16 protein-coding genes are annotated in these 17,479 nt (G+C 48.6%); 9 read left to right on the top strand and 7 right to left on the bottom strand.

What is annotated here, in order from left to right; all coding sequences use genetic code 11:
* Positions 1-9: 9 nt before the first annotated feature.
* The 3 genes from fabG to fabF all read left to right on the top strand — a co-directional run bounded on the left by fabG (position 10) and on the right by fabF (position 2,521).
* Complete coding sequence (fabG, locus tag HEM79_RS00795; RefSeq protein ID WP_001008544.1) at positions 10-744, top strand: 3-oxoacyl-ACP reductase FabG; 735 nt, start codon at positions 10-12, stop codon at positions 742-744.
* A 210-nt stretch (positions 745-954) separates the two neighbouring features.
* Positions 955-1,191, top strand: coding sequence for an acyl carrier protein (gene acpP, locus HEM79_RS00800; RefSeq protein WP_000103754.1), 237 nt, complete (start codon positions 955-957; stop codon positions 1,189-1,191).
* A gap of 88 nt (positions 1,192-1,279) precedes the next feature.
* Positions 1,280-2,521, top strand: coding sequence for a beta-ketoacyl-ACP synthase II (fabF, locus tag HEM79_RS00805; protein WP_000044680.1), 1,242 nt, complete (start codon positions 1,280-1,282; stop codon positions 2,519-2,521).
* Positions 2,522-2,579: 58 nt separating this feature from the next.
* On the opposite strand, the gene HEM79_RS00810 is transcribed toward fabF, so the two are convergent.
* The 6 genes from HEM79_RS00810 to HEM79_RS00835 form a co-directional block, all read right to left on the bottom strand.
* The gene (locus tag HEM79_RS00810; protein ID WP_065226607.1) at positions 2,580-3,107 is read right to left on the bottom strand and encodes a fimbrial protein; all 528 of its coding nucleotides are present in this window, start codon (positions 3,105-3,107) and stop codon (positions 2,580-2,582) included.
* Between the two features lie 14 nt (positions 3,108-3,121).
* Entirely contained in the window at positions 3,122-3,643 is a 522-nt protein-coding gene (locus HEM79_RS00815) for a fimbrial protein (protein WP_176241228.1), read from the bottom strand.
* 9 nt (positions 3,644-3,652) lie between these two features.
* Positions 3,653-4,648 carry a fimbrial protein gene (locus HEM79_RS00820; protein ID WP_176241227.1) on the bottom strand — a complete coding sequence of 332 codons (996 nt, stop codon included), beginning with the start codon at positions 4,646-4,648 and terminating at the stop codon, positions 3,653-3,655.
* Between the two features lie 28 nt (positions 4,649-4,676).
* A complete protein-coding gene (locus HEM79_RS00825; RefSeq protein ID WP_176241226.1) occupies positions 4,677-7,250 on the bottom strand; it encodes a fimbria/pilus outer membrane usher protein in 2,574 nt (857 codons plus the stop codon).
* Positions 7,251-7,279: 29 nt separating this feature from the next.
* Positions 7,280-7,957, bottom strand: a complete 678-nt coding sequence (locus HEM79_RS00830) for a fimbria/pilus periplasmic chaperone (RefSeq protein ID WP_176241225.1) — start codon at positions 7,955-7,957, stop codon at positions 7,280-7,282.
* Between the two features lie 74 nt (positions 7,958-8,031).
* Entirely contained in the window at positions 8,032-8,565 is a 534-nt protein-coding gene (locus tag HEM79_RS00835; RefSeq protein ID WP_175119336.1) for a fimbrial protein, read from the bottom strand.
* A 355-nt stretch (positions 8,566-8,920) separates the two neighbouring features.
* On the opposite strand from HEM79_RS00835, the gene pabC reads away from it, so the two are divergent.
* From pabC to ptsG, 6 genes are all read left to right on the top strand, one after another.
* Positions 8,921-9,730 (top strand): aminodeoxychorismate lyase, encoded by an 810-nt coding sequence (gene pabC, locus HEM79_RS00840; RefSeq protein ID WP_176241224.1) that lies wholly within the window; start codon positions 8,921-8,923, stop codon positions 9,728-9,730.
* A gap of 2 nt (positions 9,731-9,732) precedes the next feature.
* Positions 9,733-10,755 (top strand): cell division protein YceG, encoded by a 1,023-nt coding sequence (gene yceG / locus HEM79_RS00845; RefSeq protein WP_176241223.1) that lies wholly within the window; start codon positions 9,733-9,735, stop codon positions 10,753-10,755.
* Positions 10,745-11,386 (top strand): dTMP kinase, encoded by a 642-nt coding sequence (gene tmk / locus HEM79_RS00850; protein WP_001257008.1) that lies wholly within the window; start codon positions 10,745-10,747, stop codon positions 11,384-11,386. Before yceG ends, tmk begins: the two co-directional genes overlap by 11 nt.
* Positions 11,383-12,387, top strand: a complete 1,005-nt coding sequence (holB, locus tag HEM79_RS00855) for a DNA polymerase III subunit delta' (protein ID WP_176241222.1) — start codon at positions 11,383-11,385, stop codon at positions 12,385-12,387. Before tmk ends, holB begins: the two co-directional genes overlap by 4 nt.
* 10 nt (positions 12,388-12,397) lie before the next feature.
* On the top strand, positions 12,398-13,195 hold the full coding sequence (locus tag HEM79_RS00860) for a metal-dependent hydrolase (RefSeq protein WP_000480283.1): 798 nt from the start codon (positions 12,398-12,400) through the stop codon (positions 13,193-13,195).
* Positions 13,196-13,487: 292 nt separating this feature from the next.
* Positions 13,488-14,921: a PTS glucose transporter subunit IIBC gene (ptsG, locus tag HEM79_RS00865; RefSeq protein WP_000475698.1), complete on the top strand. Its 1,434-nt coding sequence runs from the start codon at positions 13,488-13,490 to the stop codon at positions 14,919-14,921.
* 59 nt (positions 14,922-14,980) lie between these two features.
* On the opposite strand, the gene fhuE is transcribed toward ptsG, so the two are convergent.
* Positions 14,981-17,170, bottom strand: coding sequence for a ferric-rhodotorulic acid/ferric-coprogen receptor FhuE (fhuE, locus tag HEM79_RS00870; protein ID WP_176241221.1), 2,190 nt, complete (start codon positions 17,168-17,170; stop codon positions 14,981-14,983).
* Positions 17,171-17,479: the final 309 nt, after the last annotated feature.

Genomic DNA, 17,479 nt, shown 5'->3' on the forward strand with positions numbered 1-17,479 from the left:
AGGAAAAACATGAATTTTGAAGGAAAAATCGCACTGGTAACCGGTGCAAGCCGTGGGATTGGTCGCGCAATTGCGGAAACGCTCGCAGCTCGTGGCGCGAAAGTTATCGGTACTGCGACCAGTGAAAGCGGTGCTCAGGCGATCAGCGATTATTTAGGTGATAACGGTAAAGGTCTGATGTTGAATGTGACCGACCCGGCATCTATCGAATCTGTTCTGGAAAAAATTCGCGCAGAATTTGGTGAAGTCGATATCCTGGTCAATAATGCCGGTATCACTCGTGATAACCTGTTAATGCGAATGAAAGATGATGAGTGGAACGATATTATCGAAACCAACCTTTCATCTGTTTTCCGTCTGTCAAAAGCGGTAATGCGCGCTATGATGAAAAAGCGTCATGGTCGTATTATCACTATCGGTTCTGTGGTTGGTACCATGGGAAATGGCGGTCAGGCCAACTACGCTGCGGCGAAAGCGGGCTTGATCGGCTTCAGTAAATCCCTGGCGCGCGAAGTTGCGTCACGTGGTATTACTGTAAACGTTGTTGCTCCGGGCTTTATTGAAACGGACATGACACGTGCGCTGAGCGATGACCAGCGTGCGGGTATCCTGGCGCAGGTTCCTGCGGGTCGCCTCGGCGGCGCACAGGAAATCGCCAACGCGGTTGCATTCCTGGCATCCGACGAAGCAGCTTACATCACGGGTGAAACTTTGCATGTGAACGGCGGGATGTACATGGTCTGACCGCGATTTGCACAAAATGCTCATGTTGCGCGCAGTCTGCGTGGTTATGAGTAATAATTAGTGCAAAATGATTTGCGTTGTTGGGGGGTATGGCCTCAAAATAACGTAAAATCGTGGTAAGACCTGCCGGGATTTAGTTGCAAATTTTTCAACATTTTATACACTACGAAAACCATCGCGAAAGCGAGTTTTGATAGGAAATTTAAGAGTATGAGCACTATCGAAGAACGCGTTAAGAAAATTATCGGCGAACAGCTGGGCGTTAAGCAGGAAGAAGTTACCAACAATGCTTCTTTCGTTGAAGACCTGGGCGCGGATTCTCTTGACACCGTTGAGCTGGTAATGGCTCTGGAAGAAGAGTTTGATACTGAGATTCCGGACGAAGAAGCTGAGAAAATCACCACCGTTCAGGCTGCCATTGATTACATCAACGGCCACCAGGCGTAAGTGAACATCTCCAGGCGGTCGTTCGACCGCCTGAGTTTTATCTTTTTGTCCCACTAGAATCATTTTTTTCCCTCCCTGGAGGACAAACGTGTCTAAGCGTCGTGTAGTTGTGACCGGACTGGGCATGTTGTCTCCTGTCGGCAATACCGTAGAGTCTACCTGGAAAGCTCTGCTTGCCGGTCAGAGTGGCATCAGCCTAATCGACCATTTCGATACTAGCGCCTATGCAACGAAATTTGCTGGCTTAGTAAAGGATTTTAACTGTGAGGACATTATCTCGCGCAAAGAACAGCGCAAGATGGATGCCTTCATTCAATATGGAATTGTCGCTGGCGTTCAGGCCATGCAGGATTCTGGCCTTGAAATAACGGAAGAGAACGCAACCCGCATTGGTGCCGCAATTGGCTCCGGGATTGGCGGCCTCGGACTGATCGAAGAAAACCACACATCTTTGATGAACGGTGGTCCACGTAAAATCAGCCCATTCTTCGTTCCGTCAACGATTGTGAACATGGTGGCAGGTCACCTGACTATCATGTATGGCCTGCGTGGCCCAAGCATCTCTATCGCGACCGCCTGTACTTCCGGCGTGCACAACATTGGTCATGCTGCGCGTATTATCGCGTATGGCGATGCTGACGTGATGGTTGCAGGTGGCGCAGAGAAAGCCAGTACGCCGCTGGGCGTTGGCGGTTTCGGCGCGGCACGTGCATTATCTACCCGCAATGATAACCCGCAAGCGGCTAGCCGCCCGTGGGATAAAGAGCGTGATGGTTTCGTACTGGGCGATGGTGCCGGTATGCTGGTGCTCGAAGAGTACGAACACGCGAAAAAACGCGGTGCGAAAATTTACGCTGAACTCGTCGGCTTTGGTATGAGCAGCGATGCCTATCATATGACGTCGCCGCCGGAAAATGGCGCAGGCGCAGCTCTGGCAATGGCAAATGCTCTGCGTGATGCAGGTATTGAAGCGAGCCAGATTGGCTACGTTAACGCGCACGGTACTTCAACGCCTGCTGGCGATAAAGCCGAAGCGCAGGCAGTGAAAACCATCTTCGGTGAAGCTGCAAGCCGTGTGCTGGTAAGCTCCACGAAATCCATGACCGGTCACCTGTTAGGTGCGGCGGGTGCGGTAGAGTCTATCTACTCCATCCTGGCACTGCGCGATCAGGCTGTTCCGCCGACCATCAACCTGGATAACCCGGATGAAGGTTGCGATCTGGATTTCGTACCGCACGAAGCGCGTCAGGTCAGCGGAATGGAGTATACCCTGTGTAACTCCTTCGGCTTTGGAGGTACTAACGGTTCGTTGATCTTTAAACGCGTTTAATCCTTAAGTCGATAGTTAAAAAGCGAAACACAATGTGTTTCGCTTTTTTTACGTCAACTTATTGATAAGTAAACGTAAACTGCACAACAGTATGGAATTCACCTGCCGTGACCGTACCGGTAGGGGTATACATCCGTGCAGCAAGTGGGAAGGTCGCTTTTCTACTGGCCTGGTCGACGTTTACCGTCATTTTACCATTCGGGCTAATTTCTGTTATGTGGTCATCCGTCATAATCTGCAGCGCCATCCCGGTGGCATCCCCAAGTGTATTCGCGAACTTCGTCTGGTCAACAAGATCGCTTTCCCCGGTAAACAACGCTGTAACACTGCTTGTTGATGCAGGGCAAGAAGATAAATTCAGACTAAAGTTCTGCCACTCACTGGTATGGCCGACCGTGTCGTAATTAACGGCTCGCGCCTGCTCAAACCTGACAGTTTGATCCTTCGTTTGTGTGTCTATGACACATGCTGATGCTACCACCGTGCCATTAATGTTAATATCAGCCGCTTGGGCAGAGTGAAATGCACATAAAGGCCAGAGCGTTACCAGTAAGGTAAAAATTGTGGCACTTCGTTGAGTAATCATGGCGCTAGCACCTGTTACTGATAAGTAAATGTTGCCTGAACCAGGCCGGTGATTGATCCAGGCATCACATTTCCTTTCGATACAGCCCGCGTACGAAGCTGAAGGTCATAGGCGTGAGAACCAGGAATAGGGGTATTATTGATTGATGAACCATTACCTAACGTTGTAGAACCATCCTGCGTAGTGAGCTCAAGAGAGAGATTGGTTGCTGAACCAGTATTGGCGTAGTTTGTGGCAATATCATCGTCCGGCGTACCAGAGAAAGCGACGCTAAAGCTGGAGGTTGAGAGTGGGCAATTGGTTAATTGCAAAGTGAAGTCTTTCCAGGTGGATGCGCTTCCCGCAGCCGAAAGAGAATCCGCCTGAATATTATCGCCAATATTTACATTCACGGCATTATTCCCACCATTAACGACGCACGGAGATGCCAGTACTAATCCATTAATATTGATATCTACCGCATTAACGGAGGAAGCCCCCAGAAGACTGCTGGCGATAACAAATATTATAAACTTACGCTTCCATATTATATTCATCATTTTTCCTTAATTATATTGTACAGTAAATTGCAATGCGGATTTTACCTGGCCGGTGGTTATGTTATTAACATCGTCAATGTAATAAGCTACTTTATATTCGGGTATTGTATAATCACCTGAGCCGATATAATTCAATGCAAAGTTATTGTTAAACTGATCGAATCCGCTTCCATCGGGGTTTTGAAATTGCACATATACGCCTTGCGCATAGCCGGTTCCGGTCTCACCGTTCATCACGCCATCCACCGAGCCGTGAGTTCCGTATAAGGCGCTAAATTTGTAAGAGATACCCGTAATTGCGCCCGGACAATTTGTTAATGTTATCGTAGGTATTGGCGTAGCCAGCTGTGCCCCACTGACTGCATTACCGCCATAAAGTGTTGTAAGGTTCACTTCTTTTGGGGCATTTATCGTGCATGGCGTCATGGTAGGCTGCGAAGAAACTCCCGAGCGTGCAAGAAATGATTTATCCGAATAAGTGCTTCCCGGCGGGTTGTGATAATTTAATGTGACGTCAGGAACAGCGACAAGAGGTCCTGGCGGTATCTGCTCTGTAAGACGAACTAATTCATACTTGATGTGTAGGTAACCACTCTTGCTTAAACCTTCCGGGAAAGTCAGCGTGTGAGGTGCTGCTTTCGCCAAATTTGGTGTGGTATCTGTTGGAGTTGAAAAATTGAGTTGATATGCAATGCCAATACCTGGATTGCTAGTTTGATATATGGTTGCTCCGTCGCCCGTTGTTCCGACCACCGTCCCATTTACTGTAAGATCGGCATATGCACTGCCAGAACCTCCGGACGCGATATCGATCCAATACAATTTATTCCAGTCATCAAACCAGGTTGTTCCACCTACACTCGTTGGTATGCTCCACGTTGAAAAATCATGAGAGTAAGTGACTACCTGTGCAGTATCAGTCCGAAATTGCGATGCTGTTGTTGTTAACGGCAGTAATGCAATGCCTGAGATAAGAAAGATGATTACCCTTTGTTTATTCATAGCATTGTTTCCTCTTTTCTGGCTCAATTTATTCGCACCTTCCATGGCTCTCTAATACACTATTTGTCGATTGCTGTTGAGTGACGTTGAATTCAACCCGGCAATTTTGGTGCGCATCGTTTCCCCATTTAACGGCGAGTACACCACTGTCCGGCATACCTGTCATATAGACTTGTCCGTTATCGCCGACGATAAAGCTGTTTGCATTTTCACTGTTAAGCAGGGTGACAATGGCTCCGAAAGGTATCGCTTCTCCCGATGGTTTATCCAGCATCATTAATACACGATTACCTATGCGAATATTAAAGTTTGCTCGCGCAATAGCGCCACGTGTCGGCGTTACGGTACGTGAGGAGAGCTCAACATCTGCATTTTCAGGTAATGCTTCAGTGTTAAGTGAAATAGTGTTTTCACGATAGGGGCTGATATAAGGAACGATCGTGTAGCCACGAAAGTCGGTATTTACACCGGTCTGGTTACTGATATTTACACCGCTGGCACCTGGCGCTTCAACCAGTGCAGTGGTTTCTCCCAGGGACTGGCTTAGGGTGATGCCATTGGCATGAACAACAATACCCCCATCAATACCATAGTTCACCCGGTGCTGGTTCTGGTCATAGCTGTACGCAGCATTGACGCGACCATAGGTTCCCTGATAGTCCAGGCTGGCATAACCGCCATTACCTACACCGTGATCCGTTTCACTTTCCTGAATATTCCAGTTGAGGTTCTGATCGTCAAGCGCAGAACCATTCAGGCCTACAGAATGACTGGTATCTCCGTGTTTACTGGTATTCAGACTGTAGCTTGCCCAACTGTTATTCAACCAGCGATTTAATGGAATGTTGATATTAAATGAGAAAATCTGATCGCTATTGTAGTACTTATTACGCGTTGTATTATTGTCGCGGTAATTACTATTGTCGTTGGTATTACGGTTATAACTGTAATTCAGGCTGTAAGTCATGCCACTCCAGCTATTACTGTAGCCAACGCCAACAGAACGCATTTGTCGATCGCTGTTCCAGTAATCTTCGCTAATGGCATTAAGCGATACTGAACCAGCATTCTGCCCAAGATTTTGGTTAAGCAGGAACTCCGCTCGGTTACGCCGCCGTTCTGGCATGTTTTGATTATTTTCACGCCAGGTGTCGAGCGTTTCTTGCAGTGAATAATAACCCGATGTGGAATAGCGATAGCCCGCGATAGAAACGTTAGTCCCGGTGGCGAGAATGTTTTTACTATAGCGTACCCGTACTGACTGACCGCTGGTTTTCTCTTGTTCCTGCTGTTGGGACCAAGCCTGGGCGGTATCGATAGATAAGGCGCCCATTTCACCCAGGTTTTTACCCATACCTAAAATTAATGATTGATAATGTTGCGAGAATTGCCCACCGCCATACAAGGTAAATCCAACGGGCAGGCCATATATGGCTGTTGCTTGCGTGAAATACTCTTTATCAACACGACTGTCATAAGAGCGGTATTTCCCGCTGGTCACGCTATATTTCAGGCGGCCTTCACGTTGCAACACGGGGAGCGATGCAAAGGGAACAACCTGGTGCTGTTCACTGCCATCCGCTTCTTTAACCGTTACGTCCAGATCGCCGCTACTTCCGGTCGGATACATATCCGTGATTTCAAATGCGCCTGGCGAAACATAAGTTTGATAAATGGTGTAACCATTTTGTTTAACAATAACCTGCGCATTGGTTCTGGCGATTCCGCGTACAACAGGCGCATAACCACGCATACTGTCAGGTAACATATCGTCATCAGAAGCTAGCTGCACACCGCGAAACGGAACGCTATCAAACATATCTGACGGAGAAGAACTTTCTCCAAGCGTGAGCTGGCTCTTGAGCGAAATGATATTTCGCTGGGCATAGGTATACAGAGAATCCCAGTTGTTCTGGGTATCACTACCAAAAGTGTTACGACTCCAGGTACTGTAATTACGTAAGCGCCATGGCCCGATATTTAATCCAGGAAGGAGATTAAGATAATAGCTGTCAGAATCAGATGAATTGCTATCACGCGATTTTGTATTAGCACCGGTGAAATTGTAGTTCAGCAGTAACGCATTTATTCCTTCATCCAGATTTTCAGGTGCCACGTATCCACGCGGTTTCGCTTCGACTGCCGCTTGAGGTATTTCCACCATTAGCTGCTGACGGTTAAAAATGAGTTTTGCCGAGGCCATCGGAATTGCCGCGAGATTGGCGCAGCCTTCTTTATTGATAAGTTGCGGGAATAACTCGGTACGAACACCAAATTGCTTTAATTTTTCCACCGATATACATGGTTGCAATATGTTCTGACCCTGAAGGTCTTTCTGCATACTGAAAGTAATATCGTGTGTACCCAGCGACATTTTGTTTAGGTAAACGTCAACACGATAGGTTCCAGGAATCTGACCGACACCCTCTTCAAAAGCGCTAAGATCTGAAATACCTGAGCCTGGGCCGTCGATTCCCAGTAATGCGGGGTTAAAATATTCGCGTGCATATGCCGATGAGGCGAGAGACAGGGCGCATTGCAGAGCAACGAAACAGGCAATTTTGTTCCGTATCATTTTCTTTTTATTGATTCTTGAACTCATTACACATCCTTATGCAGTTAAATGGCGTCTTACAAAGAAGCGTTGTGTACGTCGCCTGCTGCACCGTAATCACTGATGATTGTCCAGCTTACATTTCCTGTTGTGTTGGCTGGAATTTGAAATGTCGCACTACTCATAGGAGCAACATATGTGGCATCAGGTAATGCCTTTCCGCCAATCTTGACCTGACTGAAGTTCATATAGTAAGCAGTTGGGTTGGTGACAGTGATTTGCTGTCCGCTACGTCGCCAGGTCAAATTTTTCGCGACTTGTTCTGGTAAAGTGGACGCAATCTCATTTGGTCGATAAATCAATTTAATTCGCGTTTTAATGGCAATTTGCAAGGTGTTGACATTTTCCTGCTTTTCAGTTGCGGGTATCGTTTTAATATTCATCCAGTACATCGTTTCGCGATCTGTCGGCAGATTGCCTCCAGCGCGAATAATGCGCAACGCATTTTCTTCAGTGGCGCCCAGGCGGAACAGAGGGGGGGTAATAATAAAAGGAGCCTTGGCGTTAGTTTGCGGATCTCCATCGACCCATGACTGAATAAGGTAGGAGGATTTATCCGGATTTTTCAGGTGCAGAGACGTTTCTTTTTTATCGCCGTTATAAATAACTCGTGTTCCCCCAACAATGACACCCGCCTGTGCAACAGAGTTGGATAATAACAATGCAGTAGCAAGAAAATAAGTCGATAATTTCATCTCAAAAACCTTTAAAAGGTAAAACCGAGTAACTCGGTTTTACCTGACGTAATTATATTAAAATCAGGCGTATCTTAGTTATACGCTAACGTAAAGTTCACAGTACCATTTGCACTACCAACCTCTATGGTATCTTCTGTAGCGATATAACGTGCAAAGAAGTCCAGGTTAGTGTCGCCAGTGCTATTGAGAGCCGTGCTATCGGATTCAGTACCGAGAGGCAGCACGCTACCGGAAGAATTCATGAGCTGAATTGCAACACCTTTTGCTACACCGGTTGTACCGTAATCAGTAACTTGTAAAGCATCCTGATTGATCTGATCCGGAGTACCATCGTATTTAACAGCAACATTTTTGAGCTCATTCGGGCAATTTTTTAATACCAGCGTAAATTTGGTATTTGCAGCAGTAGTCCCAGCCGTAGCGTTAAAAGCTGTTTTAGCAATTGTGCCTAATTTCACTGTCATTGGAGATGACAGCGTACTGTTAACTTCACAGCCTGATTCAATGATATCTCCAATAAAGTTTATTTTACCATCATCTGCAGAGGCTACAGAGCTAAGACCAGCAGTTGTTACTAAAACCAGAGCGGCTAGTTTGAATTTCATTTACATTATCCTTGAGATTGCAGCAAATATGCTTACTTTGACAGTACAAAGGCACTGCCATCACTCCAGTGAATTTTAAATTCCTCAGGAAAAAATATAATATTAAAGCACAAAACGTTAAACACCTTATTTTTACTTAAATATGTTTTTAGGCATACTTAATTGATTCGTATTGTGTATGATTGGTGGTGAGGTTTGTTAGGATTGCTGGGGGATTTGTACAATAATATTGATGATTTAAATGTGTGCTGTTGTATAAATATCTTTGGGCAATCAAAAAGAGGCCAGTGAACAGATAAATTTGAACATAGAAGCTAAAATATTTACTGTATTTCTTTGTTTATTGGGGAAGTGAATGTTTTTAATTAATGGAAAATGTAACAATGAGTTACCGGCTTGTGACAGGAGCATTCAGTTCGGTGATGGATGTTTTACAACGGCTTTGATAAACCGTGGGCAGGTAGTACTCTTGACCGCGCATTTAACACGTTTACGTGAAGCCTGCTCCCGTTTAAGCATTCCTTATTCCGACTGGCCTATACTGGAAGATGAGATGCAAAGTCTGGCACGACAAGCTGAGCGTGGCGTTTTAAAAGTTATTATCACTCGCGGCAGTGGTGGTCGAGGATATAGCATCGCCCACTGCGAATCGCCTGGGCGCATTTTATCTGTCTCCCCCTTTCCTGAACATTACACCCGCTGGCGGCGGGAGGGTATTACTCTGGCGCTAAGTCCAGTACGCCTTGGACGCAATCCTTATCTCGCAGGTATTAAACATCTTAATCGGCTTGAGCAAGTACTGATCCGCTCTCATCTTGAGCAGACAAACGCCGATGAGGCGCTGGTTCTTGACAGCGAAGGGTGGGTTACGGAATGCTGTGCGGCTAATTTGTTCTGGCGCAAGAGCAACGTAGTTTATACGCCGCGCCTGGATCAGGCTGGTGTCAACGGTATTATGCGACAATTCTGCATCCGTTTACTGGCACAATCCTCTTATCAGCTTGTCGAAGTACAAGCCTCGCTGGAGGAGGTGATGCAGGCAGATGAGATGGTAGTTTGTAATGCGTTGATGCCAGTGATTCCCGTGCGTGCCTGTGGCGAAGCCTCCTTTTCGTCAACAACGCTATATGAATATTTAGCCCCACTTTGTGAGCACCCGAATTAGTCATGAAAAAAGTGTTATTGATTGTTTTGTTATTGCTGGTGGTACTGGGTATCGCCGCTGGTGTGGGCGTCTGGAAGGTTCGCCACCTCGCCGACAGCAAATTACTTATTAAAGAAGAGACGATATTTACTCTGAAACCGGGGACCGGACGTCTGGCGCTCGGTGAACAGCTTTATGCCGATAAGATCATCAATCGCCCACGGGTATTTCAATGGCTGCTGCGTATCGAGCCGGATCTTTCTCATTTCAAAGCCGGGACTTACCGCTTTACACCGCAGATGACCGTGCGCGAGATGCTGAAATTGCTGGAAAGCGGTAAAGAAGCACAGTTTCCACTACGCCTGGTGGAGGGGATGCGTCTGAGCGATTACCTCAAACAATTGCGTGAGGCACCGTATGTCAAGCACACGCTGAGCGACGATAAATACGCCACCGTGGCACAGGCGCTGGAGCTGGAAAACCCTGAGTGGATTGAAGGCTGGTTCTGGCCAGACACCTGGATGTATACCGCCAATACCACCGATGTTGCGTTACTCAAGCGAGCGCACAAGAAAATGGTGAAAGCGGTAGAAAGCGCCTGGGAAGGGCGTGCGGACGGTCTGCCCTATAAAGATAAAAACCAGCTGGTGACGATGGCATCAATTATCGAAAAAGAAACCGCCGTTGCCAGTGAGCGAGATCAGGTTGCCTCGGTATTTATCAACCGCTTACGCATTGGTATGCGTCTGCAGACCGACCCGACGGTGATTTACGGGATGGGAGAGCGTTATAATGGCAAACTTTCTCGTGCAGATCTGGAAACGCCGACAGCGTATAACACCTACACCATAACTGGTCTGCCGCCAGGCGCGATTGCTACGCCGGGGGCAGATTCGCTGAAGGCTGCTGCGCATCCGGCGAAAACGCCGTATCTCTATTTTGTGGCCGATGGTAAAGGTGGTCACACGTTTAATACCAATCTTGCCAGTCATAACAAGTCTGTGCAGGATTATCTGAAAGTGCTTAAGGAAAAAAATGCGCAGTAAGTATATCGTCATTGAAGGGCTGGAAGGCGCAGGCAAAACCACCGCACGCAACGTGGTGGTTGAGACGCTTGAGCAACTGGGTATCCGCGACATGGTTTTCACTCGGGAACCCGGCGGTACGCAACTTGCCGAAAAGTTAAGAAGCCTGGTGCTGGATATCAAATCGGTAGGCGATGAAGTCATTACCGATAAAGCCGAAGTGCTGATGTTTTATGCCGCGCGTGTACAACTGGTAGAAACCGTCATCAAACCGGCACTGGCAAACGGCACATGGGTGATTGGTGATCGCCACGATCTCTCCACTCAGGCGTATCAGGGCGGTGGTCGTGGTATTGACCAGCATATGCTGGCAACGTTGCGTGATGCCGTTCTTGGGGATTTTCGCCCTGATTTAACGCTCTATCTCGATGTTACCCCAGAAGTCGGCCTAAAGCGCGCGCGTGCACGCGGCGAGCTGGATCGCATTGAGCAAGAGTCTTTTGATTTCTTTAATCGTACCCGCGCTCGCTATCTGGAACTGGCTGCACAAGATAAAAGCATTCACACTATTGATGCAACACAATCGCTGGAAGCCGTCATGGACGCGATTCGCACCACCGTGACTCACTGGGTTAAGGAGCAGGGCGAATGAGATGGTATCCATGGTTACGACCTGATTTCGAAAAACTGGTAGCCAGCTATCAGGCCGGAAGGGGTCACCATGCGCTACTGATTCAGGCATTACCTGGCATGGGCGATGATGCCTTAATCTACGCTCTGAGCCGTTATTTACTTTGCCAACAACCGCAGGGCCACAAAAGCTGTGGTCATTGTCGCGGATGCCAGTTGATGCAGGCGGGGACGCATCCCGATTATTACACTCTTGCTCCCGAAAAAGGGAAGAATGCTCTGGGCATTGATGCCGTGCGTGAAGTCACCGAAAAGCTTAATGAACACGCACGATTAGGCGGTGCGAAAGTTGTCTGGGTCACCGATGCCGCCTTGCTGACCGATGCCGCTGCCAATGCCTTGCTGAAAACACTGGAAGAGCCGCCAGCGGAAACCTGGTTTTTCCTCGCTACACGAGAACTTGAACGCTTACTGGCAACACTGCGCAGCCGTTGTCGCTTGCATTACCTTGCACCGCCGCCGGAACAGTACGCAGTGAGCTGGCTTGCGCGTGAAGTGACAATGTCACAAGAGGCCATACTCACCGCATTGCGCCTGAGCGCCGGTTCGCCTGGTGCGGCATTGGGGCTGTTTCAAGGGGATATCTGGCAGGCACGTGAGACACTTTGTCAGGCGTTGGCACACAGCGTGCAATCTGGCGACTGGTATTCGATGTTGTCGGCACTTAACCACGAACAAGCTCCGGCGCGTCTGCACTGGTTGGCAACTTTGTTGATGGATGCGCTCAAACGCCATTATGGCGCCTCACAAGTCACCAATGTTGATGTTCCTGGCGTTGTCGCCGCGCTGGCAAACCAGCTTTCTCCCTCTCGCCTGCAGGCTATACTGGGGGATGTTTGCCAAAGTCGTGAGCAGTTAATTTCTGTCACAGGCGTAAACCGCGAGCTTGTCATCACCGATCTTTTACTGCGTATTGAGCATTACCTGCAACCGGACGTTGTGTTACCGGTTCCTCATCTTTAAGAGAGACATTATGTTTTTAGTCGACTCACACTGCCATCTTGATGGTTTGAATTATGAATCTTTACACAAGGACGTGGATGATGTTCTGGCGAAAGCCGCCGCGCGCGATGTGAAATTTTGTCTGGCGGTCGCCACGACATTGCCCGGTTACCTGCATATGCGGGATCTGGTAGGCGAACGTGACAACGTCGTTTTTTCTTGCGGTGTGCATCCGCTAAACCAGAATGATCCCTACGATGTGGAAGATTTACGCCGTCTGGCAGCAGAAGAGGGCGTTGTTGCGCTGGGTGAAACCGGGCTGGATTATTATTACACGCCGGAAACAAAAGTCCGTCAGCAAGAATCCTTCATTCATCATATCCAGATTGGTCGCGAACTGAACAAGCCGGTTATCGTCCATACGCGTGACGCCCGCGCCGATACGCTGGCTATTCTGCGCGAAGAAAAAGTGACGGATTGTGGTGGCGTACTACACTGTTTTACAGAGGACAAAGAAACGGCGGGCAAGTTACTGGATCTCGGATTTTACATCTCCTTTTCCGGCATTGTGACCTTCCGTAATGCGGAACAACTGCGCGATGCCGCGCGTTATGTCCCGCTGGATCGGCTACTGGTGGAAACTGACTCGCCTTACCTGGCGCCAGTGCCGCATCGAGGAAAAGAGAATCAACCTGCAATGGTTCGTGACGTTGCAGAATACATGGCTGTGTTGAAAGGTGTTGCCGTTGAAGAACTGGCGCAGGTAACCACCGATAACTTCGCCCGTCTGTTTCACATCGACGCTTCCCGCCTGCAGTCCATCAGTTGAATGAATTTTTTTTAAGCTCGTAATTAATGGTTAAAACGAGTAAAGTTCACCGCCGCAAATTGGGCGGTGGCTAACCATGTTTGAAACATCTTGACATATGTTTTGTCAAAATGTGCAACTTCGCTAAAGACCTGAAGTTGAAACGTGATAGCCGTCAAACAAATCGACACTGAATTATTTTACTCTGTGTAATAAATAAAGGGCGCTTAGATGCCCTGTACACGGCAAGGTTCTCCCCCCTTGCCACGCGTGAGAACGTAAAAAGCACCCATACTCAGGAGCACTCTCAATTATGTTTAAGAATGCATTTGCTAACCTGCAAAAGGTCGGTAAATCGCTGATGCTGCCGGTATCCGTACTGCCTATCGCAGGTATTCTGCTGGGCGTCGGTTCCGCGAATTTCAGCTGGCTGCCAGCCGTTGTATCGCATGTTATGGCAGAAGCAGGCGGTTCCGTCTTTGCAAACATGCCACTTATTTTTGCGATCGGTGTCGCCCTTGGCTTTACCAATAACGATGGCGTATCCGCTCTTGCCGCAGTAGTTGCCTATGGCATCATGGTAAAAACCATGGCTGTGGTCGCGCCGCTGGTACTGCATTTACCTGCTGAAGAAATTGCCGCTAAACATCTGGCGGATACTGGCGTACTTGGGGGGATCATCTCCGGTGCGATTGCAGCGTACATGTTTAACCGTTTCTACCGTATTAAGCTGCCTGAGTATCTTGGCTTCTTTGCCGGTAAACGCTTTGTACCGATCATTTCTGGTCTGGCTGCCATCTTTACTGGCGTTGTGCTGTCCTTCATTTGGCCGCCGATTGGTTCCGCAATCCAGACTTTCTCCCAGTGGGCTGCTTACCAGAACCCGGTAGTTGCGTTTGGTATTTACGGCTTCATCGAACGTTGTCTGGTGCCGTTTGGTCTGCACCACATCTGGAACGTACCTTTCCAGATGCAGATTGGTGAATACACCAACGCAGCAGGTCAGGTCTTCCACGGCGATATTCCGCGTTATATGGCGGGTGACCCGACTGCGGGTAAACTGTCTGGCGGCTTCCTGTTCAAAATGTACGGTCTGCCGGCTGCTGCAATTGCTATCTGGCACTCTGCTAAACCAGAAAACCGCGCTAAAGTTGGCGGTATCATGATCTCCGCTGCGTTGACCTCGTTCCTGACCGGTATCACCGAGCCGATCGAGTTCTCCTTCATGTTCGTTGCGCCGATCCTGTACATCATCCACGCTATTCTGGCAGGTCTGGCATTCCCAATCTGTATTCTGCTGGGAATGCGCGATGGTACGTCGTTCTCGCACGGCCTGATCGACTTCATCGTACTGTCTGGTAACAGCAGCAAACTGTGGCTGTTCCCGATTGTCGGTATTGGTTATGCGATTGTTTACTACACCATTTTCCGTGTGCTGATTAAAGCCCTGGATCTGAAAACGCCGGGCCGCGAAGACGCAACTGAAGATGCGAAAGCAACCGGTACTAGCGAAATGGCACCGGCTCTGGTTGCTGCATTTGGTGGTAAAGAAAACATCACTAACCTCGACGCATGTATTACTCGTCTGCGCGTCAGCGTTGCTGATGTGTCCAAAGTGGATCAGGCTGGCCTGAAGAAACTGGGCGCAGCGGGCGTAGTGGTTGCTGGTTCTGGTGTTCAGGCGATTTTCGGTACTAAATCCGATAACCTGAAAACCGAGATGGATGAGTACATCCGCAACAACTAATCAGTAAAATGTTGGGGAGACTAAGGCAGCCGAATGGCTGCCTTTTTTACAGGTGTTAATCAGAATTGATACGTGCCGGTAATACTGAAATTACGTGGTGCGCCGTAGACGATAGAACCTTCCACATTGGTATCGTAGGTTTTGTCGAACAGGTTATTGACGTTCCCCTGCAACGAGAAGTTTTTCGTCACCTGGTAGCGGGTGAACAGATCCACCAGCGCGTAGCTACCTTGCTCGGCGCGGAAGGTGCCATACGGTGTCACGGTGTCGGTATACACCCGATTTTGCCAGTTAACGCCGCCGCCGACCGTCAACTCTGGCATGACAGGCAACCGATAGCTGGTAAACATTTTAACCGTGGTACGTGGCAGATTCGGATTAACGGCATTCCCCTCGTTATCTTCCGCCACATAGCGCGTTGCGCCAAACGTCAGCTGCCAGTTGTCGGTAATTGCGCCGTTAAGTTCAAATTCCACGCCTTTACTTACTGTCCCATCCACCGCTTTATAGGCGGTTTCGCCGTTACTGCCGGGGATAGGCATTCCGGTGGACTGGGCGACATTATCCTGCTCAATACGGAAGATGGCTAACGTGGTGGTCAGACGGCTATTCATCCAGTCTGATTTTAGACCCAGTTCGTAGTTGTTACCGGTGATTGGCGCCAGATATTTGCCCGAACTGTCGCGATCATTTTGCGGCTGGAAAATAGAGGTATAGCTGGCATAGGTCGACCAGTTGTCATTGATGTCAAACACCAGACCCGCATAAGGCGTAGTGTGGTTTTTCTCCATGCTGTAAGTCAGCGTATCAACCCGCCAGTTGGTATAACGTGCGCCGAGGATAAGATGCAGCGGATCGGCAAGGGTGACACGAGTGGCGGCATATAACGATTTCATATGTGTGGTATCGTCCTGCGCCAGGCTTTGCGGCGCCCAGTTAGTCTGCGGGAAGTTACCGTTGAAGTTGTAGAAACTGCCAATTTCATTGGGGAAAACGTTAGCCCAGGAGCTGAAATAGCGGTTGTTTTGTTTACTGTAGCTACCGCCGAGCATCAGATTGTGCTGGCGACCAAATAATTCATAACTGCCGTCGGCAAACAGATCCAGCGCGTCAACTTTACGTTTGCCACTGTTCCAGCCAGTGCCGCCAACATAATCAAATCCGGGGCCATAGCTGCCATATGGTCCCACCAGCGTTCCATCTGCTTTATTTACGTAGGCATCGACATACATCATTTTGCTGTCAAATTCGACTTCGGAATGGGTAGCATTCAGCGTCGCCTGCCAGGTATGGGCAAATCGCTGCTTCAGTGACAGAAAGACTTTGTTGATCTCTTTGTCGTTATACGCCCAGTCAGGCGCGGTACTGCGGGCGCGATCGTAACTGTTGCTGCTGCCATCGGTATTCCAGCGTGGCAGGCCGCCCCAGGTCGGGCTGTTAACATCAATACGTTGATATTCATAACCGGCAGAAAATGTGGTCAGCTCGCCCAAATCAGCATCCACAATGCCGGAGAAGAAAGTTTTTTCGCTATTGTAGCGATCCAGCCATAAATCGTTGTTCTGATAGCCGCCAACAATTCGTGCGCGGACTTTACCATCTTCCGTGAGCGGACTTTGTAAATCCGCCACATAACGTTCTTTGTTCCAGCTACCGTATTCCGCCGAGACATCGCCTTTAAATTCACGGCTGGTGGCGTGTTTGCGGACCATATTAATCGCCGCAGAAGGATTGCCGGTGCCGGTCATTAGCCCGGTCGCGCCACGCACCACTTCTACACGCTCGAACAGCGCCATATCCGTGAGTGCGTCGCCCAGATTCCAGCGCGATTCAAAATAGGTGGGGATGCCATCGACCATATAGTTATCGATCTGGAATCCACGCGAATAATAGAGGGTGCGGTCGGAGTCGGCCTGGCTTTTGCTTATCCCCAGAGTGTTTTCCATCACTTCGCCCAGCGTTTGCAGTTGCTGATCTTCCATTCGCTGCCGGCTGACAATAGTGACCGACTGTGGAATATCACGTCGGGTCATCTGCATTTTAGTACCTACAGAAGTAGACGTTACGCTGTAATCATTTTCGTCATCAACTGGAGCATTGGCAGTCCCTTCAACAATCACTGTTTCTTCGGCGGTTGGCACGGCCAGTGTAGCGGAAGGAAATAAAGCCAGAGCAATGCAGGCTGCGAGCAGCGACGGCGTGGCTGCGGCTTGATGCTGATTATCCCTGTTAAATTGTGTCGAAAGCATCTGAAATCTCTTGATTTATGTTGTAGTCAGGCTCATTCCAGAGGAAGGCGATGAGCAGTAATATTTAGCGCGCTAATAATTTTTTATGGAAATGCAAATGAGAAATATACGCATTCATATTTAACATGTAAACCAAAGAGAAAGTGTGTTTTCGGTTCATTCGCAGGCATAAAAAGGAATAATGGCGATGTATGCGGCAGTAAAACGGTTTTTTGCTTAATAAATCGTGGGTTAAGGTTGAAAGAGCGGGTTTAACTCGACCATACTCTATACTCGCAGTGTGGCGCGGCGTAGCATGGCGCAACGCAT

This window comes from Escherichia sp. 93.0816, from assembly GCF_013368855.2.
GTDB lineage: Bacteria > Pseudomonadota > Gammaproteobacteria > Enterobacterales > Enterobacteriaceae > Escherichia > Escherichia ruysiae.

Bases quoted from the DNA above. Each gene is read 5' to 3' on its own strand.
- fabG (WP_001008544.1), top strand. From the start codon at position 10: ATGAATTTTGAAGGAAAAATCGCACTGGTAACCGGTGCAAGCCGTGGG.
- acpP (WP_000103754.1), top strand. From the start codon at position 955: ATGAGCACTATCGAAGAACGCGTTAAGAAAATTATCGGCGAACAGCTG.
- HEM79_RS00810 (WP_065226607.1), bottom strand. From the start codon at position 3,107: ATGATTACTCAACGAAGTGCCACAATTTTTACCTTACTGGTAACGCTC.
- HEM79_RS00815 (WP_176241228.1), bottom strand. From the start codon at position 3,643: ATGAATATAATATGGAAGCGTAAGTTTATAATATTTGTTATCGCCAGC.
- HEM79_RS00820 (WP_176241227.1), bottom strand. From the start codon at position 4,648: ATGAATAAACAAAGGGTAATCATCTTTCTTATCTCAGGCATTGCATTA.
- HEM79_RS00825 (WP_176241226.1), bottom strand. From the start codon at position 7,250: ATGAGTTCAAGAATCAATAAAAAGAAAATGATACGGAACAAAATTGCC.
- HEM79_RS00830 (WP_176241225.1), bottom strand. From the start codon at position 7,957: ATGAAATTATCGACTTATTTTCTTGCTACTGCATTGTTATTATCCAAC.
- HEM79_RS00835 (WP_175119336.1), bottom strand. From the start codon at position 8,565: ATGAAATTCAAACTAGCCGCTCTGGTTTTAGTAACAACTGCTGGTCTT.
- pabC (WP_176241224.1), top strand. From the start codon at position 8,921: ATGTTTTTAATTAATGGAAAATGTAACAATGAGTTACCGGCTTGTGAC.
- yceG (WP_176241223.1), top strand. From the start codon at position 9,733: ATGAAAAAAGTGTTATTGATTGTTTTGTTATTGCTGGTGGTACTGGGT.
- tmk (WP_001257008.1), top strand. From the start codon at position 10,745: ATGCGCAGTAAGTATATCGTCATTGAAGGGCTGGAAGGCGCAGGCAAA.
- holB (WP_176241222.1), top strand. From the start codon at position 11,383: ATGAGATGGTATCCATGGTTACGACCTGATTTCGAAAAACTGGTAGCC.
- HEM79_RS00860 (WP_000480283.1), top strand. From the start codon at position 12,398: ATGTTTTTAGTCGACTCACACTGCCATCTTGATGGTTTGAATTATGAA.
- ptsG (WP_000475698.1), top strand. From the start codon at position 13,488: ATGTTTAAGAATGCATTTGCTAACCTGCAAAAGGTCGGTAAATCGCTG.
- fhuE (WP_176241221.1), bottom strand. From the start codon at position 17,170: ATGCTTTCGACACAATTTAACAGGGATAATCAGCATCAAGCCGCAGCC.